Source organism: Arthrobacter sp. TJ-270, from assembly GCF_058269075.1.
Genome location: NZ_JBZCNB010000006.1, coordinates 168,815 through 191,522 on the forward strand (window position 1 = coordinate 168,815; position 22,708 = coordinate 191,522).

The 22,708-nt window shown below is 63.8% G+C and carries 20 protein-coding genes; 5 read left to right on the top strand and 15 right to left on the bottom strand.

Annotated features, from left to right (window positions below; translation table 11 throughout):
- Positions 1–223: 223 nt before the first annotated feature.
- The gene (locus tag AC4D2M_RS12680) at positions 224–760 is read right to left on the bottom strand and encodes a GNAT family N-acetyltransferase (protein WP_490892246.1); all 537 of its coding nucleotides are present in this window, start codon (positions 758–760) and stop codon (positions 224–226) included.
- Positions 761–871: 111 nt separating this feature from the next.
- On the opposite strand from AC4D2M_RS12680, the gene AC4D2M_RS12685 reads away from it, so the two are divergent.
- Positions 872–1,876, top strand: a complete 1,005-nt coding sequence (locus AC4D2M_RS12685; protein WP_490892247.1) for a copper resistance D family protein — start codon at positions 872–874, stop codon at positions 1,874–1,876.
- Positions 1,877–1,889: 13 nt separating this feature from the next.
- On the opposite strand, the gene AC4D2M_RS12690 is transcribed toward AC4D2M_RS12685, so the two are convergent.
- From AC4D2M_RS12690 to AC4D2M_RS12700, 3 genes are all read right to left on the bottom strand, one after another.
- Positions 1,890–2,552, bottom strand: a complete 663-nt coding sequence (locus tag AC4D2M_RS12690) for a class I SAM-dependent methyltransferase (RefSeq protein WP_490892248.1) — start codon at positions 2,550–2,552, stop codon at positions 1,890–1,892.
- A gap of 106 nt (positions 2,553–2,658) precedes the next feature.
- Positions 2,659–2,922, bottom strand: a complete 264-nt coding sequence (locus AC4D2M_RS12695) for a hypothetical protein (protein WP_490892249.1) — start codon at positions 2,920–2,922, stop codon at positions 2,659–2,661.
- Positions 2,923–3,033: 111 nt separating this feature from the next.
- Positions 3,034–6,615, bottom strand: coding sequence for a proline dehydrogenase family protein (locus AC4D2M_RS12700; protein ID WP_490892250.1), 3,582 nt, complete (start codon positions 6,613–6,615; stop codon positions 3,034–3,036).
- A gap of 265 nt (positions 6,616–6,880) precedes the next feature.
- On the opposite strand from AC4D2M_RS12700, the gene AC4D2M_RS12705 reads away from it, so the two are divergent.
- A complete protein-coding gene (locus tag AC4D2M_RS12705) occupies positions 6,881–7,807 on the top strand; it encodes a LysR family transcriptional regulator (protein WP_490892251.1) in 927 nt (308 codons plus the stop codon).
- A 34-nt stretch (positions 7,808–7,841) separates the two neighbouring features.
- On the opposite strand, the gene AC4D2M_RS12710 is transcribed toward AC4D2M_RS12705, so the two are convergent.
- Positions 7,842–8,885, bottom strand: a complete 1,044-nt coding sequence (locus tag AC4D2M_RS12710) for a matrixin family metalloprotease (RefSeq protein ID WP_490892252.1) — start codon at positions 8,883–8,885, stop codon at positions 7,842–7,844.
- A gap of 204 nt (positions 8,886–9,089) precedes the next feature.
- On the opposite strand from AC4D2M_RS12710, the gene AC4D2M_RS12715 reads away from it, so the two are divergent.
- A complete protein-coding gene (locus AC4D2M_RS12715; protein WP_490892253.1) occupies positions 9,090–9,740 on the top strand; it encodes an SDR family oxidoreductase in 651 nt (216 codons plus the stop codon).
- A gap of 64 nt (positions 9,741–9,804) precedes the next feature.
- Here the strand turns inward: AC4D2M_RS12715 and AC4D2M_RS12720 are convergent, their stop codons facing one another.
- From AC4D2M_RS12720 to AC4D2M_RS12740, 5 genes are all read right to left on the bottom strand, one after another.
- Complete coding sequence (locus AC4D2M_RS12720) at positions 9,805–13,338, bottom strand: TM0106 family RecB-like putative nuclease (RefSeq protein ID WP_490892254.1); 3,534 nt, start codon at positions 13,336–13,338, stop codon at positions 9,805–9,807.
- Between the two features lie 103 nt (positions 13,339–13,441).
- Positions 13,442–14,164, bottom strand: a complete 723-nt coding sequence (locus AC4D2M_RS12725) for an endonuclease/exonuclease/phosphatase family protein (protein ID WP_490892304.1) — start codon at positions 14,162–14,164, stop codon at positions 13,442–13,444.
- 44 nt (positions 14,165–14,208) lie between these two features.
- A complete protein-coding gene (locus AC4D2M_RS12730; protein WP_490892255.1) occupies positions 14,209–15,360 on the bottom strand; it encodes an alcohol dehydrogenase catalytic domain-containing protein in 1,152 nt (383 codons plus the stop codon).
- Between the two features lie 20 nt (positions 15,361–15,380).
- Positions 15,381–16,154 carry a maleylpyruvate isomerase family mycothiol-dependent enzyme gene (locus AC4D2M_RS12735; protein ID WP_490892256.1) on the bottom strand — a complete coding sequence of 258 codons (774 nt, stop codon included), beginning with the start codon at positions 16,152–16,154 and terminating at the stop codon, positions 15,381–15,383.
- On the bottom strand, positions 16,151–16,855 hold the full coding sequence (locus AC4D2M_RS12740) for an HAD family hydrolase (protein ID WP_490892257.1): 705 nt from the start codon (positions 16,853–16,855) through the stop codon (positions 16,151–16,153). The genes AC4D2M_RS12735 and AC4D2M_RS12740 overlap by 4 nt, the downstream gene beginning before the upstream one ends.
- 110 nt (positions 16,856–16,965) lie before the next feature.
- Between AC4D2M_RS12740 and AC4D2M_RS12745 the strand changes: the two genes are divergently transcribed.
- Positions 16,966–17,328, top strand: coding sequence for a hypothetical protein (locus tag AC4D2M_RS12745; protein WP_490892258.1), 363 nt, complete (start codon positions 16,966–16,968; stop codon positions 17,326–17,328).
- Here the strand turns inward: AC4D2M_RS12745 and AC4D2M_RS12750 are convergent.
- Entirely contained in the window at positions 17,325–17,921 is a 597-nt protein-coding gene (locus AC4D2M_RS12750) for a TetR/AcrR family transcriptional regulator (protein WP_490892259.1), read from the bottom strand. The genes AC4D2M_RS12745 and AC4D2M_RS12750 overlap by 4 nt on opposite strands.
- Positions 17,922–17,975: 54 nt before the next feature.
- On the opposite strand from AC4D2M_RS12750, the gene AC4D2M_RS12755 reads away from it, so the two are divergent.
- Positions 17,976–19,118 (top strand): MFS transporter, encoded by a 1,143-nt coding sequence (locus tag AC4D2M_RS12755; protein ID WP_490892260.1) that lies wholly within the window; start codon positions 17,976–17,978, stop codon positions 19,116–19,118.
- A 15-nt stretch (positions 19,119–19,133) separates the two neighbouring features.
- On the opposite strand, the gene AC4D2M_RS12760 is transcribed toward AC4D2M_RS12755, so the two are convergent.
- The 4 genes from AC4D2M_RS12760 to AC4D2M_RS12775 are packed head-to-tail and all read right to left on the bottom strand — an operon-like array spanning position 19,134 to position 22,597.
- Positions 19,134–19,790 (bottom strand): response regulator, encoded by a 657-nt coding sequence (locus AC4D2M_RS12760; RefSeq protein WP_490892261.1) that lies wholly within the window; start codon positions 19,788–19,790, stop codon positions 19,134–19,136.
- Positions 19,787–20,908: a sensor histidine kinase gene (locus AC4D2M_RS12765; RefSeq protein WP_490892262.1), complete on the bottom strand. Its 1,122-nt coding sequence runs from the start codon at positions 20,906–20,908 to the stop codon at positions 19,787–19,789. The genes AC4D2M_RS12760 and AC4D2M_RS12765 overlap by 4 nt, the downstream gene beginning before the upstream one ends.
- Complete coding sequence (locus AC4D2M_RS12770) at positions 20,905–21,648, bottom strand: DUF2306 domain-containing protein (protein ID WP_490892263.1); 744 nt, start codon at positions 21,646–21,648, stop codon at positions 20,905–20,907. Before AC4D2M_RS12770 ends, AC4D2M_RS12765 begins: the two co-directional genes overlap by 4 nt.
- Positions 21,602–22,597 (bottom strand): ornithine cyclodeaminase family protein, encoded by a 996-nt coding sequence (locus AC4D2M_RS12775; protein WP_490892264.1) that lies wholly within the window; start codon positions 22,595–22,597, stop codon positions 21,602–21,604. Before AC4D2M_RS12775 ends, AC4D2M_RS12770 begins: the two co-directional genes overlap by 47 nt.
- Positions 22,598–22,708: the final 111 nt, after the last annotated feature.

The window sequence follows — 22,708 nt, forward strand, 5'->3', positions numbered from 1 at the left end:
TTCCTTAGAACGTGCGAACGGGTGTTGGGTGCCGCGCCGCCTCAACTGACTCGTGGTCCGGCGGATACACTCAATCGAACTTGGGATCCCAAAAACGACAGTAGGCGTGACGAAGCGCACTGTCAATGGATTCAGGGAATAAGTTTCTTATAACAGAAGGAATATTCCGCTGGACGGAAACGGCGCCTAGGGTGGGCGCGGCCGAATTAAGCGTAGGCCGGTTCTAGGAGAGCGGGCGCTCCATCACGAAGTCGGTCTCGACGTTGCTGCCCAGCTGGAACGTCTTCGCGCCGACTCGGGCGAACCCGTGCTTTTCATAGAAGCGGACGGCGCGGGCATTGCGGTCATTGGTGCCAAGCCAGATGCCTTTGGCGTCGGTTCCCTTCGCTGCGATTTCCAGCGATGCCTCCATCAGGTGCGACGACGAACCCTGCCCGTGGTGGGACGGGTGCACATAGAACTTGCTCAGCTCAATCGTCGGGAAGATCGACAGGGAGGAACGCACCTGCTGATCCTTCGGTAAGGCCTTCACGAGCATGCTCCACGCAAGGAGGTGCCCGTCTTCACGCAGGCACAGCAGGATCTTGTCCGGGTCCGCGATGTGCTGGTTGAACCGCTCCTCGGAGAGCTCCGTGGCGATGAAGTGCGCAATGTCCTCCGGGCGGGAGGTCGGCGGGCAGGCGAGCGGGAAGGTGACGGCCGCGAGGGTGGCGAGCGGGCCGGCGTCGTTCGCGGTGGCATGGTCAATAACAACGGTCACGGAGCTAGGTTAGCGCCGATCGTTGTCCGCGCGCTCGGATGTCCTCGGGGTGGCGGGAAGCTGGCTTAGGATCGCTGTACCGATCTTTTCCTGACTTTCAAGAAGGCAGCCATGCACGTGTTGTCCCGAAGAAGGCCTGCTGCCGGCGCGCCCTCCCGGCGGGTCGTAGCCATAGTCCTGCTGCCGGTGCTGTTGGTAGCGCTGATTCCGCTGGTCATCCTGGCCCTGTTCGACGACGCCGGTGCGGCTGGGTTTGTCGGGTGGACGCTGCCGTTGACGCGGGGACTGGTGCACCTTTCGAGCCTGGCAGCGATTGCGGTTCTCTGTGTCGGCGTTCTTCTGCCCGTTCAGGACGGTGCAGAAGAACTGTCCCCGTTTGCCGAGCGGCTGGGGCGGCGGGGGAGTGTGGCTGCGCTCGCCGCCGTCGTCGCCTGTTCTGTGCTGCTGCTCTGGACCTACTTCGAGGTGGCTGGTGCCGGTCCGCTGGAAGCGGATTTAGGTGACTTCGGGGCCTTCCTGAATGAGCTCGCCTCAGGACGCGCGCTGGTCGCACAGATCGGTTTTCTGCTCGCCAGTGCTGTGCTCGCGTGGGTTGCCCGGACTCTCACCGCCCTTCGGATGGCACTGTTTCTCGCGGTGGCAGGCACGACGACGCTGGCCCTCGGCGGTCATGCCGCCTCCGAAACCGGTCACAGCCTGGCGATGTTCAGCATGACGGCGCACATCGCGGCGGCGTCACTGTGGGTGGGAGGGCTCGCAGGTGTGGCCTGGCTTGCGGTAGCTGTCGGTGACCGGCTGCACGCTGTCGCTCAGCGGTTCAGCAGGCTCGCTCTGATCTGTGCAGCCGTAGTGGCGGTCAGCGGGGTGGCGAGTGCGCTGGTGCGCGTGCCCGATCTGACGGTGTTGCTGTCGTCGCTCTATGGACTGGTCCTGCTCCTGAAGGTGACCATGCTGGGAGTGTTGATCGGGTTCGGGGCGGTGCATCGGCGTCGGCTTCTTGCCGGGGACTCCTTCGGCCGGGCAGACTTCAGCAAACTGGCCGGCGGTGAACTTGTGGTGATGGGGGCTGCCTACGGCTTGGCGATTGCCCTGGTGGGGCTGGAGCCTCCGACCTAGGGACCGTTCCGGGTCAGGGTGCAAACGCGTGCCCGAGGATGTGCGCTACGGGCGGCGCCAGCGGTTGGACCGAGAAACCGAACCGCTCGTTATCGCGGACCTCGAACCCGGCAGCGATGATCGACTCCAAGGTATTCCGGTTGGGGTGACAACCTCCGGCAACGCGTTGCCAGAGTGGCGTCAGCAGATCCTCCACGGCAGCGAGGATCCTACGTTCCGAGCGGACATGCTCATAGAAGGCCAGCATTCCGCCCGGGCGCAGGACCCTGCGCGCCTCCGCCAGGGCAGCGGACTGGTCCGACACACTGCACAGCACCAGGCTGGCAACCACCGCATCGGCGCTGCCGTCCGCGGCCGGGATACTTTCCGCCGTTCCCGTGACTACTCGGACAGAAACCGCAGCGGACGCCGCCCGACTCCGAGCCAGGGACCTGAGGTGATCATCAGGTTCCACCGCCAGAACCTCGGTGACTGTGCGCAGGTAATGCCCGAAGTTTGATCCCTCGCCGGCGCCGATCTCAATCACCTTGCCGCTGAGGTCCTGAAGCAGTGCACGCCGGTGTTCGGTCGCGCCCCTGCGGTTTATCCCCTCGACCGCTCGGGCATAAGCGCGGGCGAAACGGGGATGCTGCAGGTCTGCGGGCCCCGTCTCGGTTTCCGGATCAGGAACGGTCACTGATCTGCTTCAGTCGGTTTCCGGGCCGTCGCAGAAGTAGCAGCCGTCGTCACCGGCATGCCTGACACGCGAAGACTTCCGCACCGCAACGCGGGACGTCTGCGGGCTAGAAATTGTCAATGAAGACCCCTGCCGGGGGAAGGACGTATTTTGGGCTGCGTGAGCCGGAGCTTGTTGCGACCAGTGTCCAGGTGACGGTGCTGCCGTCGTATGCGGGCAGAATATTTCCCTGCATGACGAAGCGTCCGTCTTCTTCCCGGCCCGCGGGTGCCCACCATCCGTTGAGGGGGCAGTGCTCCCCGGTCTTCGCTTGCCGGGTCCTGTGGGTTCTCGTGCCGTGCACTACTTTGTGCGGGGAATGCTTCTTCATCGCTGAATCTGACCTCGTTGTCGGTTTCGAACGTGCTATGTAACTAATATGTCACGGATCGTGCCGCCGGGTCCATCCACTGTGCCAGAGCGGACGGACCCGGCTGATGCTTTAGGTCAGAGCTCCGGTGAGGTTGTTCGGGGTACCAAACCGGTGCGCCGTGACGGAGACTGCCTGCTCCCGCAGGAAAGGGAGCAGTTCCACCCGGCCGGCGGCCACGACGTCGTTGGCGTAAATGGCGACGTCGGGCTTGCCGTCGGCGGCCTCAGCTGTATCAATGGCGGCGGCTCCGATGAGGCGGATACGTACTCCCGATTCCGGTCCCGTCTTGGCTGCGTAACGCTGGACGCGTGTGGCCCAGGCCTCAGCACCTTCTGCCACGATGACGATCCCGGAGTCCCGAAGTGCCCGTGCCGCGACATCGGGAAGCGGCTCAGGTGTGCTCACTGTGAGTGCGCTGGGCGCCGGTTGCCCGTTCCAGGCGGTCACACCTGCTGAGGCTACGCGCAGCAGCTCTGCCAGACCGCGTCCGGACGTTGCCGCCTCGTAGCGGATGGTGGCCGGTAGCGGCCGGTAGCGGAAGATGTTCCGCTCCGCGTGGAGTCCGGAGACGTCGCGGGCCGCGCCGAATTCCTTCTCCCATGCTACGGCGTCCGACGCCAGCGCTGATTCGAGCCAGACCACATCGGCGGCGGTGATGGTTCCGGTGCTGATCGCTTCGGCGGCTGCGGTGATGATCTGCCGCGCCGGTGCAGCGAGCGTGGCTGCAGGAGTTACCTCGATCGGCGCATCCTTCCATTCGCCGAGGCCGACCAGGTAGTTCGGGCCGCCGGCCTTGGTGCCTGCGCCGACTGCGGATTTCTTCCACCCGCCGAACGGCTGACGGCGCACGATCGCTCCGGTGATGCCGCGGTTGATGTAGAGGTTTCCGGCCTGGACGTTGTCGAGCCAGTACTTCAGCTCATTGGGCTCCAGTGAGTGCAGGCCGGATGTGAGCCCGTAGTCAATGTCGTTGACCATGCTGACGGCTTCTTCGAGCGTGTCAGCGGTCATGATGCCCAGGATGGGTCCAAAGTATTCGGTTCTGTGGTACTCGCTTCCACGCTTGACGCCGGTGCGCACACCGGGGCTCCAGAGCTTGCCGCTGTCGTCGAGCTGGCGTGGTTCGAGCACCCAGGACTCTCCGGCGCCGAGTTCGGTCAGTCCGTCGAGCAGCTTGCCGTTGGCCGGTTCGATGACCGGTCCCATTTGGGTCCGCGGGTCAACGGGGTACCCGACGTGCAGGGACCGGGCGGCGTCGAGGAGCTGCTGGTTGAACCGCCGCGAGGTGGCGACGGATCCGACCAGGATGACCAGTGACGCTGCCGAGCATTTCTGCCCGGCATGCCCGAACGCGGACTGCACGGCGTCGCGTGCGGCGAGGTCAAGGTCGGCGCTGGGGGTGACAATGATGGCGTTCTTGCCGCTGGTTTCCGCGAGCAGGGGCAGGTCCTTGCGGAAGGAGCGGAACAGCTCCGCGGTCTCGTAGCCGCCTGTGAGGATGAGCCGGTCAACGGCCGGGTGGGATACCAGTGCGGTACCCACTTCGCGCTTGGTTACCTGGACGTACTGCAGCACATCGCGATCGATCCCTGCTTCGTCGAAGGCCTCCCAGAGGGCTTCGACCATGACGGCGCCGCAGCGGCGAGCCTGCCGCGCTGGCTTGATGATGACTGCCGAACCGGCGGCCAGGCCCGCAAGGACGGAACCGGCCGGGATGGCGACGGGGAAGTTCCACGGCGGAGTGACGACGGTCAGCTTCGAAGGGACGAACTTCGCACCGTCGACGTTGTCCAGTTCCTTGGCCAGCTCGGCGTAGTAGTGGGCGAAGTCGATGGCCTCGGAGACCTCTGGATCGCCCTGGTCGAGGGTTTTCCCGCACTCGGCTGCCATGACTTCGAGCAGTTCTGCCCGGCGCGCTTCGAGGCGGACGCCGGCCCGGTGGAGGACAGCGGCGCGCTCAGCCCCGGTCAGTGAGCCCCAGGAGGTTCCGCGGGCAAGGGCTGTCTGGATGACGGTTTCGAGCTCTTCGCTGCTGCTGAGCTCGTGGGCGTCCGCTGTCGCCTCGCCGAGCGTGGAAGAGGGAACCCGGTCGAGGATCGCCCGGCCCCAGGCGCGGTTCGAGGGCAGGTCGGGGTCGGTGTCAGGCGTGTTCACGAAGCCGGCGGTTGGCCCGCCGTACCCTGGAGCACCTGTTTCGAGCTCGGCGCGCGCAGTCACTTCGGTCAGGGCAGCTTCGGCGTCGAACCGGGCGCGGTTCTGGATCCGGTTGGGTCCGGGGACGGTGTCGGTGAGGGCAGCGAGCGAGGCGAGGAAGCGCTGCTTCTCGCGCTCGAAGAGGGCTTCGTTCTTGTCCAGTTCGAACACGGCGGACATGAAGTTTTCCTGGCTCGCGCCTTCTTCGAGGCGGCGGATCAGGTAGGCGATTGCGACGTCGAACTCGGCCGGGTGCACCACCGGCGTGTAGAGCAAGAGAGATCCGACGTCGCGCTTGACTGCTTCAGCCTGACCGGTGGCCATACCGAGGAGCATCTCGAATTCGATGCCCGAGGTGATTCCGCGTGCCTTGCCCAGCAGGTGGGCCAGTGCGACGTCGAACAGGTTGTGCCCGGCGACCCCGATGCGGACATTCGAGATCCTTTCCGGGGTCAGTGAGTAGTCGATGACCGCCTTGTAGGAGGTGTCGGAGTCCTGCTTGGTGCCCCAGGTTGCCAATGGCCAGCCGTGCAGGTCGGCGTCGACCTGTTCCATGGGAAGGTTGGCGCCTTTGACGACGCGGACCTTGATGGGGGCGCCGCCGTTCGCGGTGCGGGCCGCTGCCCACTCCTGCAACCCGATCATGGCGCCGAGAGCGTCAGGCAGGTAGGTCTGTAGCACGATCCCTGCCTCAAGGTTGTGGAACTCGGGCTTCTCAAGCAGGCGGGTGAACACCGCGACGGTCATGGCGAGGTCCTTGTATTCCTCCATGTCAAGGTTGATGAACTTCTGCGGGGAGGATGAGGCCGCAAGCCTGAACAGCGGACAAAGCGTCTCCACGATGTGGCTGACCGCTTCGTCGAAGGCCCAGTGGTTGTGCGGTGCGACGGTGGAGGAGACCTTGATGGAGACGTAATCCACGTCCTCACGGGCGAGGAGCTTGTGGGTGCCCGCGAGCCGGCGCGATGCCTCACCTTCGCCGAGGATTGCCTCGCCGAGCAGGTTCACATTGAGCCTGATTCCTTCCCGCCTGATCTTGGAGATCGACCGGCCAAGCTTGGCCTCGGTTGCATCCACGATCAGGTGGCCCACCATTTCCCGCAGTACCTTGCGGGCAATAGGAATGACGACGCCGGGAACCACCGGAGCCAGATATCCGCCAACAGTGACGGCTGACTTCATGTACCACGGCAGGAAGGAAGGGACCTTCGGGACCAGGGTCTTCAAGTTCCTCGCAGCAACCGCTTTGTCCTCGGGACGGATGACGCCGTCAACGAAACCGACGGTGAACTCGAGCCCGTGCGGGTCCTTCAGGACACCGGCCAACTGGGCGGCGGCGGCGTCAACCGGAACCTTGGCGCCCTCAGACAACCAGTGTCGGACCAATGACACGGCTTCTTCTGCCAGGTCACCGGGGCGGACCTGCTCGGTGCTGCTGGTCCCTGTTGCTGCGGTCATAGGGGGTACTCCTCGAAGATGGCGTTTCGGCGCATGGCCGGGCTAGGGCGGGTGAGGTAAAGGTTATTGACTTTGCCCGTTCAGGCTCGGTCTGGGTGTATTTGGTTTGGGTGCCATCACGAGTGGATAGCGTCCCGGGAAAGCTTCACGGACCTGACGTCTTTGGAGGAACGCGTGAGGCTTGACTTTCAGTATGACTCTGCGCCACTTTTAGGAAAAGTAACGTTTTCCGAAACTTAAGCTTCGGAAAAATCGAATGGTTGAGATGCTCGATATTCAGAGGCTGCGTCTCCTGAGGGAACTCAGCATCCGTGGAACTATCGCTGAGGTTGCGGCCGCCCTGCGCTACAGTCCTTCCTCGGTTTCCCAGCAGCTTTCCCTGCTCGAGCGGGAAGCCAAAGTGACGCTGTTCCGCAAGAGTGGGAGGCGGCTTCAACTCACGTCGCACGCTCTGGTCCTGGTGGAGCATGCTGAGGAGTTACTCGAAGGACTTGAGCGTGCGGAGGCCGCGTTGGCCGTCAGCCGGCCGGTCGTTTCAGGCACCGTGCGTGTGGCCGTTTTCCAGACGGCGGCACTTGCCCTCATGCCGAACATGCTGCGCACCCTTCGGGAGACGCATCCACTGGTGCTGGTGAAGATGGTGCAGCATGAACCGGAGACTGCGTTGCATGAGACGTGGGCGCGCGAGTTCGACCTGGTGGTTGCCGAACAGTATCCAGGGCACGCCGCTCCTCACTATGAGAGCCTCGATCAGGATCTGTTGACGCGTGATGACATTCGGTTGGCGGTGCCGACGGACCTGACTGCGGCACCCGAAGACTTTCACCGGGTTCAGGACCTGCAGGATGCGATGGGGTTGCCGTGGGTGATGGAGCCTCGTGGAGCTGCCTCCAGGCACTGGGCGGAGCAGCTGTGCCGCCTGGCGGGATTTGAACCGGATGTTCGTTACGAGAGTGCAGACCTGCAAACTCATGTCCGCTTGGTGGAGTCCGGAATCGCCGTCGCGTTCCTTCCGCAACTGGTGTGGACGCAGCGAGAGCACCGGCCACGCCTGATCGAACTGCCCGGCAGGCCGACGCGCACCATCTTCACAGCCGCGCGTCGCTCGAGTGCCGGTGATCCGGCTATCGGGGCGATCCGACAGGCGTTGAAGGCGGAGGCAGCGGCGCTCGGTCTGGATGCTCCGCCGTAGGAGTTCCTCCGGTCGTTGTCGGGGGCGGAACCATTCAGAGTTCCGGTACGCAGGGTCCAGCGCCGAGCTTCGCGAGACCGGCACGATCGCCGTCGGCCAACTCGGAGATGGGGCTGCTCTCGTGCATGAGCTGAGTCGGATCGGCTACATGGTCCAGCCCGAGCACGTGCGCCAACTCGTGGACGATGACGGCCCTCACCTGGTTACGACCGTTCGGATGATTCTGAAGGATGTTGGTGAGGTCGGGTGCATCGAGCATCGTCTGGCCAGCGACATAGACCACCGGCTTCCCTGGCCGCTGCGCGATCTCGCTGCCTCCCAAACCGGCGACGTCACCAGCGAGTTCCGGAACCTCTGCAGGACTGGTCCACGTCACCAGGATGGGCGCCCAGCGCTCGCCATACAGCTCCGGCTGGTAGGGGTCGCGTTCTTCCGTACTGGGAGCTTCGGTAGTCGGGCCATCGAAAACGAATGTCAGACCGGTCGCTGCAGCCACTTCGGCAACCGCTTCCTGTACCAAGCCATCTGTGCCCGCAGGTGCGAAGTCGGGACGGACCACGTAGTGCACGGGACGGCAGGGATCGTAGGCGATGAAGTCCTGGTCGAGGTCCCCGTGGGGAAAAAGCGTGTATTGAGTAGACCCCGTCGAGGGCGGGGGAGTACCCAGTGGAGTATCTGCTGCCTCCACTCCGCGGGGTGGAACGTTCGACCACGGCAGGTTCGGCGTCAGATCCGGAAGGATTTCGCGTTGGAAGACAGCCGGCGACAGATAGAGCGCGATCACGAACGCTATCAAAGCGCCCGTGCGCATCCGAAGTTTGAAAGCGGAGGACCGCGTACGACGACGGCGCGGCACCCGGGCGTGCTGCTGCCGTCGTCCGCTGGATTCAGCCGCGTAGGAGCGGAGCTGTTCGTTGAGCGCTTCTTCCAGCGCCCATTGCGGCACGCGTCCGGAGTGGGATTGCTGGAATCCCGGCTGTGCTGGTTCAGAGGACGATGATGGTTCCCTTCGCGGCTTTCGTCCCGTCGACGGCGGATCGTCGTCTCTGTGGAACCACTCGCGGTCCAGTACCCCCATGGTGATGTGCTTCTTTCCCTCTGTAACTTTGTCCCCGTGAATAGCTTCTTCGACCGCTTGAGCGCTGTGCCCTCAATTGCGGCAATCCTGCTTAAATGCTGAGCGCTGGGTTCGGACTTCGTACCCGCTTCAATTCTGGTGCCGGAATGACAAGCGGCTTTTCGGTGTTGGGCCGAACAAGACACCCAACGAAAAGGAGCGGTCATGTCACGAGTTGCCATCATTGGAGGCCACGGGAAGGTGGCCTTGCACCTGTCGCAAATTCTGTCCGGTGCCGGTCACGAGGTGAGTTCGATCATCCGCAATCCGAACCAGTCCGGCGATATTGAAGAGGCAGGCGGGAAGCCCGTTGTGGCGGACGTGACGCAGTTGTCGGTCGGCGAGCTGGCAGACGTCGTGCGCGGTCAGGACGCAATTGTCTGGTCGGCGGGAGCTGCCGGAAGCAGCCCGGAGGACACATATGCTATCGATCGGGATGCGGCGATCCGTTCGATGGATGCGGCCAAGAAGGCCGGGGTCGACCGGTACGTGATGGTTTCCTACATGGGTGCGCGGAAGGATCATGGCGTACCCGAGGACAACGGGTTCTTCCACTATGCGGAGGCGAAGGCTGCGGCGGACGAGTACCTCCGCGGGACTGATCTGGCGTGGACGATTCTTGGCCCAGGCGCTCTCACGACGGATCCGGGTAAGGGAGCGATCGAGGTTTCGAGTGAGCCGCAGCAGGATTCGGTGGCGCGTGAAGACGTGGCGCAGGTTGCAGCCGCTGTCCTGAGTAACCCCGGTACGGTCGGGAAGTTCATTCAGTTCAACACCGGCGAGACACCGATCGCGGAGGCGCTTGAGGTGGTGTGACGCCGTCGTCGTTCTAATGCTGCCCCCGCACGGTTTCGTGCGGGGGCAGTGTTTTCTCCAGCGCTCACAGTGGATCAATCTGATGTTGGCACAAACCGATGAACGCTCCGAGTTCCTCGAAGTGCTCAGGGCGCGACGGTAAGTGATGCGTGAGCCTGGGGGAGCGGATGATGACCGCACGCCACTGCCCTCGGGAAACGGCCACGTTGATCCGGTTTCGGTTCAACAGGAACTGAATGCCACGGGGCGCCTCGGAAGCGGCTGAACAAGCCATGGAGACAATCACCACGGGCGCCTCCTGGCCCTGGAACTTGTCTACCGTTCCAACGCGAGTACCAGTGAGACCCGCGTCTTTGAGCTTCCGCCTGATCATCTGGACCTGGGCGTTATAGGCGGCAACAACCAGCACGTCTGCATCGGTGAGAGCTCGTGGCGCGTTGGCGGCGTCATCCCACCGCAGGCCGATGTGTCGCTGAACCTGGCGAACTACCTCTTCGGCTTCTTCGGAGGAAGCACTGGAATTCCCTGTGTGGTCGACCAGGATGCATTCAACTCCTGCGGGAGTTCCCTCGAGAACCCGCTTGGTGGCGAGCACTGCGGACTCAAGCTTGTCGTCATAGGCGAGTCGCGACACGGCTTCACACAGTTCCGGGTGCATTCGCCAACTGTCGGCGAGGAAGTATCCGAGCTCAGGGCGCAGGGTCGCGCTTCCCCGCGATAGCCAGCCCAGCGCCGACTCATCGACGGGCTCAGGATGGTTCGCCTGTGTCACCTGAGGCAGTTGCTGCGGATCGCCCAGCAGAAGTAACCGCTTTGCTGCCCGTGACACGGCCAGAGTGTTGGCGAGCGAGAACTGGCCCGCCTCATCAATTACCAGTAGATCAAGCGATTCCGGCGGAACCTTGCTCCCCGTCATCGTCCATGCCGTGCCGCCGACCAGCGCACCTTCCGATCCGTCGAGAAGTGCGGCGACGTCGTCGTCCGTCCTGCGGGTCCAGGGTGCCTCCGGGTTGTCGGTTCTCTTGGCGATCTGGTGGGCGGGTACGCCGGCCTCCAGCGCTGCGTCGATCATGTGCTCGATGACGGCATGGGACTGCGCCACTACGCCGACCTTCCAGCCGCTGGCCACGAGAGCGCGAATCACATGGGAGCCTACGTACGTCTTGCCGGTGCCGGGCGGCCCCTGGACGGCAAGATAGGAGTGATCGAGTAGCTTAACGGCGGCAGTGATCGCCGGAACGTATTCGTGGTCGACCACCTCGGGAAGGCTGGCTCGGCCGGTCAGCCTTGGACGGGCTTTACGGAGGATCTCGAGCCCCGGACTCTTCGGAAGCTGAGGAAGTGCGAATCCGACGCGCCGCGCAAGATCGGCCAGGGCAACCCGAATGGAGGTGGTGGGGATGGGCCTGTCCGGGGTCAGCGCTATTGGCGTCTGGCTATACGGTTCGCCACCGCGCTTGAGCTTCTCGCGCACAATAAGGTGCTCGCCGTCCCGGTCGGCGTAAGCGTCGAGGACTTCCGTGTCGAACCAGCCCTCCCTGCCGCCGACCTTCCCATCGAAGGGTTCCAGCCCCTCCGGAAGTGGTTCGCCGTACATGCGGAACCACTTGCTTCCGGGCTTGAAGTCTGAGCCTTCTGACGAGATTCCGCAGACGTCCAGGACCCGGACGTGGTTGCTTCGGGCGTTTGGCCTTGTCCAGTCTTGCTTGATGCTCGCGTGGCGCACGATGAATACGTCACGGGTGTCTGACCAGTCATCGATGGGGGAGCCCAGGCGGTCGAAGTGCTCCCACCAGAACTGCTTGTCCTCCCTACGGTGGTACCCGACAGCGGCAGCGACCATGGCGATTGCCTGTTCGTCATCGGTTCGCGCCCGGTCAGTTGGCAGTGACGCCACGTAATCCAGCAGCACCCGTTCTTCGGCCGACGGCGGTTCTGACTTGTCCACCTTCGGCTCCTGCGGCTGCGCAAGACCGATGCTCCGATCAGCAGCGAGGCCGAGTAACCAGTTGCGCAGTTCAAGGGTGGAAAGGCAGTCATACCGGTTGTAGTCGCTGATCCCGGCGAGGATTTCCTCGGCGCGCCCGGCGTCCCCACTGTCCCGAGCCTCGCAGTACTGGGCGTATGCAACCACGGAGGCACCGGCGTCCGTCACGTCTCCCGACCGCAGGTTGCTGCCCATATACAAGGGCTCGAGCTTCTTGATGCTGTACGAGCGGTCTGAGATCCGCAGGCTCGTGCGCACCGTCTCATACAGGTCAACGAGCACACCATCGCGAAGGAGAGTATCCACCGCTTCCTCACCGATCAGGTGAATAAGCGAAAGGTTCCGCAGCGCAGTCTTCTCGTAGGCCGCGTAGTGGTAAATGTGCATGTTCGGATAACGACGGCGGCGGTCGGCTACGTAGTCGAGGAAGCTTGCGAAGGCCTGGCGTTCCTGGGCGCGGTTGTGTGCCCAGAACGGAACGAACGGCGGCTCACCACCGGGCGTGGGAGAATTTTCGACGACGCCGAAAAGGTACTCAATGCCCCAGCGGCCGGTGAGCGGGTCCTGCCAAAGCGGATCGCCCTCGAAGTCGAAGAAGATGTCACCATCATCGGGTACGGGCAGGTTGCCGAGGCTGTTGTCTTCGAGCACCCGGTAGCTCAGGGTTTGCGTTCCGCCGTGCTTGTCCGTGTATGCGATGCTTCCGTCGGTGTCGCATACACCGGTCTGCATTCGGGCCTGGTCGCGCAGCGCAAGAAGGCTTTCATCTTCCTCGGCAACGTCCATTGAGGCCAGATCGTCAACGGTATAGATGCCGGCCTTGTGCAGCTTCGCCCGCCGGGTGGTGCTCATCCGCCCGACCAACAGCAGGTCCCGAGTCTCCTCAACCTTGAGTTGGCAGTACTCACACCGCCCGCATGCCACATGGGATCCGCTGCCCCACTGCACAGGCTCCTGCCGGCTCCGATGTTGCTCCATCAGGTCGAGGAATCGGTCCTTCCGCTCCCGGTATGCGGGTAGAAGGTCCGCCAGGCGATGGTCACTGTGCTGGTCGTTACCGAGCACCAGTGTGACCAGCGGGGCGGGCTCAATGCCCGCTTTCAGCAGTTGGTCGCCGTACGCCGCGAGTTGCAGGAGAGCCCCTACCTTTGCGTGGCGGGCGAGCTTGGTGTCCCAGACGGCATACGCACCGTCAACCTTGACGAGGAAATCGGATCTCCCATGGAACTTCCCGTCGAAGAAGGCAGCCTGAAAGACAACGTTCGCGCCGCTCCGTAAGGCCTGGATGGACTCCTCGTGCTTCTGAACCAGCAGGGAGCGTTCCATGGATGCGGCGGGTACGACGTCGTAAACGCCACGCCGGCGAGCCGGATCCCACTCTCCGAACTCGGCGAGGAATTGTTCGAGGATCTTCCGCTCGTGAACGTCACCGAGCTGAGCAGTGCGCTCGAGCATCTCATCGGCCTCGAACTGCGGCTTCGCGCTGCGTCCCAGCTTCTCATCGAGCGTGCGCAGGGTCCGGTACTCACACACGGAGGCGTTGACCAGATCCGTTGCCGAGAAGACAAGGTCCGGCTCACCGTCGGGGGTAGTGGGATCGAGCAGGAACATGGCGCCTCCGTGAACTGGGCTTTGAATCTATCGAACCATGTGCCGCCGACATTCCGGATCACCCGGGCTCGCACAGCCGGAACAGGGCAGATCCGACCCGCCGTTAGGGAACTGCTGGGCGAGTAACGTCCGTTTCCTCGGGTGGTGTATCGCCGTTCGTCCGGTAGTCGGCCAGCACGAGGATCGGCAAATGATCGGAGGCACCGCGGGGCAGGGTCTCGACCTTCTCGATGTCCAGGCCGCGTGACGTCGCGAAGTCGAAATGCCCGCGGAACACCATGCCCCTCGTGTAGGTCCGACGGTCACTGAGGGAGAGGTCGTAACCGGATTCGCTCATGTGCGCAGTGAGCTTCTGCGTGAAGAACGGGTAGTTGAAGTCGCCGACCATCAGAGTTGCGAAGCCGTCCCCCATGCTGAGCAGTTCGGCGTGCGCGGCGTTGATCTGGTGCCTGCGCAGCGAGTTCAAGGCGGTTAACGGGGCCGCGTGAAAGGAGCCGGCGACGAGCGTGTTCTCTGTCTCCAGGTCGAGGAACTTCGCGCCGATCAGTCGCTCGTGAGCGGGTGTGAGCACCCGGTCGTGGAGAGACTTCTTCAGGGAGAATGCGTCGGCTCGCACCATGTCGAACCGGGCCCGGCTGTAATACATCGCGAGTCCAAGGCGGTTTTCCTTGGTGGCGGTGGCCATCTGAAGGTTACCGACGATGTCGGGCAGATCCGACGCGTCGCATTCCTGCAGGCACAGCAGATCGACCTCGTAGTCCTCGACCAGAGATTCCAGTTCCCCGCTGGCTTTATGCTCCCGAAGGTTGTAGCTGATTGCGCGTATCAGGGCGCACTCCTTAATGGGTGAACGGCCAAAGCACGCTTAGTCTAGGACAGCCGATCAGAAAGTGACGGGTCGTGACGGGGACCGGGGGAATCGAACAGGATTACCTGCCGAATGGCCTTGCCGTCGGCGAGCTGGTCCATTGCCTCATTGATGTCCTCCAACTCAATGCGTGAGGAAATCAGGGCCTCGACCGGCAGTTTCCCTTCCCGCCAAAGCTGTGCGAACCGCGGGATATCCCGTTCCGGAAGTGCGGAACCGAGATAGCTGCCCGTTATGGTCCGCGCTTCAGCGGTGATGCCGAGTGGCGCAATGGATGCGCGCGCATCCGGCGAAGGGAGCCCTACCGTGACGGTAGTGCCGCCGACGTCGGTAATCTGCACCGCGGTCTCGAACGCCCGGGCGTTGCCGGCCGCTTCAATCACCACGGGAGCCTTCAGACCGGCGTCGAGTGCTTCCTGCGGCGTGTAGACGGCGGTTGCCCCGAGTTCCCTGGCGGCGTCCAGCTTGGCGGGTACAGCGTCGACGCCGATCACGTCACCTTTGCCCAGAGAAATTGCCGTGATCAGGGCTGCCATCCCGACTCCACCCAGTCCGACGACCACCACCGTGTCGCCGTCCTCCGGTTTGCCCGTATTGATGACGGCGCCGCCGCCGGTGAGCACAGCGCACCCCAAGACGGCGGCAATTTCCGGTGGGACGTCGTCGTCGACCTTCACTACGGACTTGCGGTTGACGACGGCGTGAGTCGCGAATCCCGAGACGCCGAGGTGGTGCTTGATCTCGTCACCGTTGCGGTGGAGGCGCTGCCCGTCGTCGAGCAGGACACCCGCGTTATTGGCCGCGGAACCAACCGAGCAGGGGAGCTTACCGTGCGTCTGGCAGTTCCTGCATGCCCCACAGCGCGGCAGGAAGGCCATAACCACCCGATCACCAAGGGAAATCCCGGTGACACCGTCGCCAAGCTGTTCGACCCGCCCGGCAGCTTCATGCCCAAGCAGCATGGGGACAGGGCGAACCCGGTTGCCGTCGACAACGGACAGATCGGAGTGGCAGAGGCCGGCGGCCTCAATCCGTACCAGGATTTCGCCGGGACCCGGTGCATCCAGCTCTACCTCACCGATGCTGATGGGCATGGAATCGGCGTAGGGGCGTTCCCGGCCGATTTCCTCAAGAACCGCTCCAGTGATTTTCATGAGTGCTTTCGTTCGACGGGTCAGGTAGTGGAGGCCAGACGCCGACGCAGCTCCGCGGCGAGGCCGTCGTCGTCGGACCCTGTGGGCAGGGGTTCGCGGCCCCAGAGCCACAACAGGATGTCGTGGGGCTCACCGCTGATGATGGTATCGGGAGAGCCGCCTGCTTCGCGGGAGACTTCGACGTCGCGGGGCAGCAGGATCACCGACCAGGCTTTCCCTCCACTCTCGAGTACCAGGTTTCCGGTGACTCCTTCCGGAACGTCATCAGCGCCCTGGGCGGAACGCCCACGCTCGAACATGACGGTGAGGACCTCGTCGATCCCGTCGAGCGCGAGTCCCGTCTCCACCGGCTGAGGGTCGCCAAGGGCGGCTTCAAGATCGTAGCGGTGGATGGCCGTTTCGTGGGTGAGCCGGCGAATCCAAAACCCGACGGTCTGGTCCTCCTTCACCCACGACTCCGCGGCGTCGGACGGGCTGTGGGAATCAAACTCGCTGGTGAGCCGCTCGTAGCAGGTCTTCAGGATCTCAACCGGCCCAAGCTGCAGAATCTCGTCAGGAACCCACCGGCCCTGCGGCTTCACGCCTGTGCGGATGGTCTCGGCCTTCTGTAGGTAGACGAGCGCGGTGTGGCGCGCCAGTTTCTCGATGTCCCACTCCGGGCACGCCGGCACCCGCGCTCCGACCTTACCTGCAAATTCGGCGGACCTGGTGAGCTCCAGCAGGCGCGAGAAGTCCCGCTCCATCAGCTCCCGATAGCGGTCATAAGTGAGCGCGTCGGGGTAGTCAGGCTTCACTGGCCGCTTCCCTTTCCCAGCTCCGGGACCTCGCCGGCGATGATGGCATTCAGCAGCTCCCGAACATTCTCGAACACGTAAGCCGCTCCTGCGTCGCGCAGCTCAGCTTCACTCGTGCCACCTGTGGTGACGGCGATGGTGGGGACGCCGAGCTTGTTCGCGGTAACCACATCCCAGACGGCGTCACCGATGAAGACGGCGTCCTCCGGCTTGAGGTCGGCAACGCGCAGCGCCGACTCGAGGATGTCCGGGGCCGGCTTGCTGATGCCCGTATCGGTAGCGTTGGTGGCCCCGGTGATGGCGCCGTCGGCTCCAATAACCTTCCTCAGGACGCCGAGCTCCTCCTCCGAGGCGGAGGTGGCCAAGACGACGGCGAGACCCGCGTCGGCGCAGTGCTGCAGCAGGTCGCGGGCGCCGTCGAACGAGCGCAGGGCCGGCCACTGGGCCGAGAACAGCGCGCCATGTGTGTCCTCCAGGGCCTCGTCCTGGTCCTTGTTCCGGTCTTCGCCGATGAGGTGCTCAATGAGGGTGGTGCCGCCCATCCCGATGGTGCGGTGGATGGTCGCCATGGGAACGTCGTGGCCGAAGCGCCGGAAAGCCTGCCACCAGGCGAGGGTGTGCAGGTAATTGGTGTCGACAAGGGTTCCGTCTACATCGAAGAGGACGCCTCGGGCCCCGCCGTCGTTCTGTTCTGTCATCATGCCGCCTTGATGGGTCTGAAGTGGAATAGGATGTGCTCCAATACGGGTGCATCGGCGGTAACTCACCAACAGAATCCCGGACTACCCACCTTGTCTCAGAAGGAATGCCCATGTCGAGTTACTCCAGCCAATATCGTGCCCCGTATCCCAGCGAGCAGCCGTTCGCGAGCACGGGCGCCCGCAAGCCGTCAGCCATGAATTACGCCGGTTCTGACTATGAGGGTAAGCGCGCTGCGCAGCTTTCGCTCGCCTTCGGCGTCCTGGGAATGTTCATGTTCTGGTTTGTCTTCGGCCCGATGGCGATCAGCAGCGCGAACAAGGCCGAGCGCATGGGCGAGTCGGCAGCGGGAGGGCGCCTGTTGGGATGGGTCGCCATCATCCTGGGAGTGCTGAGCATCGTGCTCATCGTCGCGTGGGTCATGTTCTTCGCGGCCACCTTCTCGTCCGCGTTCCAAAGCGGGATGACCCTCTAGGGCTTCCCCTGCGGGTGAAGTTTCAACCCGCTGACGACGGCGGCCGCAGCGTTCCTGCCGATATCGATCGGATGAGCCGGGTTGCCGCGAAGGAAGCTCGCAAGTGTGCCGTTGTAGATCAGCAGGACTGCTTGTGCGAGCTGGTCGGCCTTGGGGCCCGCGAGTGGCTGTGCGAGGGTGTGCAGGCGTTCGTTCAGCAGGGCTGTGTCTGCTTCGATCAGCGCTGAAACGCTGGTGTCCGAGCCCTGGGTCTCCGCAGCCGTCGCCAGGAATGCGCACCAACGGGCGTTGTGCTGTGTTTCGCGGAATAGGTGCAGCGCGTCGAAGACCGCGAGCAGGCGCTCCTCGTCCGAGTCGGCCGCGCCCATCGCCTCATCCCAGCACGCCTGCCACGAGTTCAGCCGGCATTGCAGACTCGCCTCGAGCAACCCCTCCTTGCTGCCGAAGTGCGCGTACAGGGTGGCTACGGAAACCCCTGCTTCCGCCAGCACGGCATCCACACCGGTACTGGAAATCCCGTTGACGTAAAACAGTCGATCGGCCGCATCGAGCAAACGCTGGCGGGCCGACGCTTTCACCGGTTGTGTTCCCATGACATCAACTATAACGTTGGTTCTACTAGAACGCTCGTTATACTTGGAGGTCCAGTGCGTCACGCATTCCCATTTATCGTCAGTGGCACTGCCCTCATCGCATCCACGTACGGGCTGGCGCGGTTCGGCTACGGCTTGTTCGTTCCTTCGTTCACGGAGGCCTTCTCGCTCTCGCCGACGCTGACCGGAGTCATCTCGAGCGGCAGCTTCGTGTCCTACTGCGTTGCCGCAGCCATCGCGTACCGCGCGGCGTCGGCGCCCCGAGCCACGGTCACCCTTGCAGGCATGACGGCGGCGGGCGGAAGCGCCGGGGTGGCCATGTCGAATTCGCCGTTGATGCTGGCGCTGAGCATGTTGATCGCAGGAGCCGGTGCCGGTTTCGCTTCACCGGGTCTCGTGACTCTTGTCGAGGAGAAAGTGCAGACCGCGACGGCCCGGGCGCAGGCGGTGGTCAACTCAGGAACAGGATTCGGTGTTGTCATCGCCGGCCCCATCGCGCTCTTGTTGAGTGAGCAATGGCGCACCGCCTGGTGGATCATCGCGTGCTTCAATGCCGTAACCGTAACTGCCGTCCTCTTGACAGCGCCCAGGGGCACGACGACGGCGGCATCTCCTGCAGGTGCCTTCGCCTTCCGGGACCTGCGTCCACTGCGCCCGGCAGCGGCGGCGGCCCTCCTCGCCGGTGTTGCGAGCGCGGCTGTGTGGACCTTCGGGCGATCACTCGTCACCACGGAAGGGCACATGGCGGAGTCCGCGGCGACAATCTTTTGGGTGTGCCTGGGAGCAGCTGGAATTGCCGGAGCGTTCTCGGGAGATTTGGTGGTCCGCTGGGGATTGCGGAAGGCATGGGCCGCCACCGCTGCGGGAATGGGCCTGGCTTCTGTGCTTATCGGTGCCCTACCATTCAGCGGGCCCGCCGTGTATATCGGAGGAGCCCTGTTCGGCGGAAGCTATGTGGCGCTGAGTGGGGTGCTGATCGTTTGGGCAACGGAGGCAATCCCTGCACGGGCGGCGGCGGGAACGGCAGTGTTGTTCATTGTCCTGGCTCTCGGTCAGGCCTGCGGAGCCATCCTGATCGGCGCGTTGCTGGGCGCAACGAGCCCGGCTCTCGCGTTCGCCGTCGCCGCAGCGCTTGCCGGCGTCAGCCTGATCCCCACGAGCCAGAGAGAACGGGCCCCCGCACTCGAAGGCGCGTAAAGCGGGCTGGTTCGATCAGCCTCGCGAGTGGTTCCTGTCGTGAGCCCACTTGGCGACTTCCACACGATTGCGCGCTCCGAGCTTCTGCATGAGGCTCGCGAGGTGTGTCTTGACGGTGCTGAGCGTGATGTGCAGTTCGCTCGCAATTTCGCTGTTGCTTCGTCCGCGGGCCACCGTTGCCAGCACCTGCTCTTCGCGTGCGGTGAGGGGCTCGAAAGGTTCCGGTGGCGCTGGGGCGGGGGCCGAGCCCGCGAACGCTTCCAGCAGCCGAACTGTCACACTTGGTGCGATGAGGGCATCTCCGTTCGCGGCAGCGCGCATGGCCTGCGCCAGTAGATCGGCGCCGGCGTCCTTGAGGAGGAAACCGCGGGCACCGGCACGCAACGCTGCGTACAGGTACTCGTCATGATCGAACGTTGTGATGATGACGACGGCGAACGGGTCGTCGACGTCGGGCCCCGCGAGCGCACGAGTCGCCTCGATACCATCCATCAACGGCATTCGGATATCGAAAAGGCAGACGTCGGGGCGTAGGCGACGTGCCAGTTCGATCGCTCGCCGTCCATCAGCGGCTTCACCGATCACTTCAATGTCGGGCTGCGCGTTGAGGATCATGGTCAGGCCGGTTCTCACGACCTCCTGGTCGTCTGCGATGAGGACACGGATGCTCATGCCGGCCGTCCCGTTCTTGGCAGTACGGCTGCGACGGTCCAGCCGCTCTCGCTCGTCGGTCCGGCGGTGCAGGTACCGCCAAGCAGCGCGGCTCGCTCCTTCATTCCTGTTATTCCGAATCCGGGAGTGGACAGCCCGCCGCGAGCGCCGTCGTCGTGCACCTGCAGGCGCACCTGCTGCTCGTCCGCATCGACGGCGACATCGACGTGGGTTGCCCGGGTGGCATGGCGCCGTGCGTTGGTCACGGATTCCTGTGCGATGCGATAAACGGCGGTCATGACGGGCGACGGAAGGTCGTTCACCTGACCGGTAAGTCGCAGGTTCACGATCGGGCCACCATTCTCCCTCCGGGTGAGACGTTCGAGATCCTCGATACGAGGACTCGGATGCATGTCGGTTGCATCGTCGAAGCGAAGCACACGCAGCATGGTTCGTAGCTCGGCTAAACTGCTCGATGCTTCGGATTCGATCACCCGGAGGGCGTTTGTCGCGGCTTCAGGATCGGATGCCGCCGTAGCGAGCCCTGCCTGTGCCCGGATTGCTATGGCTGAGACGTGGTGAGCGACGGTGTCGTGGACGTCACGGGCGAGCCGTTCCCGCTCGAGCAACCTGGCCTGCTCAATCTCCCGCGAGCGCACGCTGGCACGAAACCTCACCGCAAGACCCAACGAGATGACAGTGATTATGAGGATGTGTGCTCCGATGACATCTTCCAGAATGAAGCCGGTCACCACTTCGGTGACCCACAGATGCACCAGGACGACGGCGACACCCACCACTATCGAGCGCCCCGAACCCCACCGCGAGAGTGCGTAGAGGAGGACGACGAAGAAGGCTGCGGCAATCGGTTCGCTGTTGCCCAGGATGACTACTCCCAGGGCGGTGGCGGCCATTGCCGTGATGAGCATTTCGAGTGGCTTGGTGCGGCGCCACAGGAGGGTCGGGGCGATCACCACAACAAGGATGAGCATCGGCCAGGACGCATTCGGACTGAGCAAGCCTTCCAACAAGGCGGCCAGCGCGACCGCACCGATGAGGGCGTAATCGCGCCACACCCGCGCGGGAGGTCGAGGTGAAGCGGGCGGGGCGGTCCACACCGAACGCAGGTGCGCCATCATGTCCACATCATACGAGCGGGTTGGGCCGAGGCGGATCCACCGGAAGTACGAGGCGGCAGGGGCCGCTTTCGCCGGTGAATGACGTACTCCGCGATCGCGACGTTGATGACCCAGCCGAGACCCATCAGAACCGCGGTTGTCAGTCTGTCGGGAGGGCCAATGAGGAGTGTCCACGGCAGAAGGGTGAATACCTGGGTTCCGGCACCAAGCCCGATGGCGTACGCCCTCGTCATCCAGGCACTATGCCGGGGAATATCGCGGTGCAGAACGGCGAGGACACCCAGGACGATGCTCACCGCCATAGCCAGCCCGAAGAGCAGCCTTAAGGTGGCGAGAGGGGCGTTGGCGCCGTCGGGGTGGGTGTAGAAAATCGTCATCCACACGCCGGAGAGTGCAGCCAGGAGACCTAGCGGGGCGAGGAACCGGCCGGATCGCTGATGCCAGTTTGGCCGCCCGCGGCGTAGGGACGGAACGAACTGGAAGGCTCCGAGGATTGAATAGACACTCGCGGTGACGATGTGAATGAGAACGGGGACGGGTGACGTGAAGAATCGCGCATTGGCCTCGGTGATCTCGGCCCCGGAAGTCAGTTCAGTGATGCGTGCTGCGCCGGCAATCACCGGCACGAGACTGAGCAGGATCAGTCCGGTCGGCACCTTCCAATAGCGCTTCCTGGGATGTCGGCGAGTCGCCTCAAGGGCGCTGCTCGCCGCAGACGGTGCGGGGGAGGGGATGGTCATGACAGAAGTCTCGCCCCAGGGGCGGCGGTAGCTCATCAGGCGAAAGGCCGGAATGTGCCCGCTCCTTCGGTGGCCCCTCACCGTACTTTCGGTTGATGCGGACTAGCGAACGAGCGGCTGTCGCTGTTCCGGAAGGCACGGACAACAGCGCGCGGAGCGCTCCCTCGTCGATGGCCATGATGACGTCACCGGATTCGCGCAGGGCGGTGGGCACATCTTCCACGATCACTTGCGCACGGCCGCAAAGCGCCGCGTCCACTTCTCTGACGTGCGGTTCGTGAGAACCTACCGCGACGACGGCGGCATCAGTGCGTATGAGGGAGGAGTCGAACAAGGGCTCGCTCGCCGACGTCGCGCACACGATGACGTCGGCTGCAGCCACTGCTGCTGTTGCGGCCGGCGAACCGGAAGCGACAACGTCGCCTGCTGCCGACGGCGGCAGGTCCATCCGGTGAGGGCTGCGAACGATGTAGGTGACGTTCTCGATTTCTCGCCGCCCTCGCATGACTTCCCTGATGGTGTTGACGTGCCCCACGCCCTGCTGTCCGGCACCGAACACGGCCAACCGCAGCGGCGTGGAACGCTGGGTGAGGAGAGGAAGGATACCGGCTATGGATACCGCGGGCGTGCGAAGGGTGGTCAGCGCCGTCCCATCCAGGACAGCCTGCGGGGTGAGTGTGTCTGCGTCGAAGAGCAGGTAGAGCGCCTGGATGCGCGCGAGGCCCCTGTCAGGATTATCCGGGGCGACGGTGGCCACCTTCACGCCTGCATAGTCCGCACCTTCCGCGGGCATGATCAGGAACTGTCCTTCGGTGAGAGGCACGATGCTGCGGGCAGGATCCGTTGCGGGATCCAGCTCAGTGACCAACGCATCGACGATGGCTGACGTTGCTAGAGCCGGGCTGAGCAGGTTGAGGACCTCGGATGCGGCTATGAATTCAAGTTGCACGGTCGTCGCATGCTTTTGGTGATAGCTATCAGGCGGGAGGTTTGAGAGGGGCGATCACACTTTACCTCTGGTAGCCGAGCCGGTACGCGAGCTCAGAAGGTGCGTCCCAGC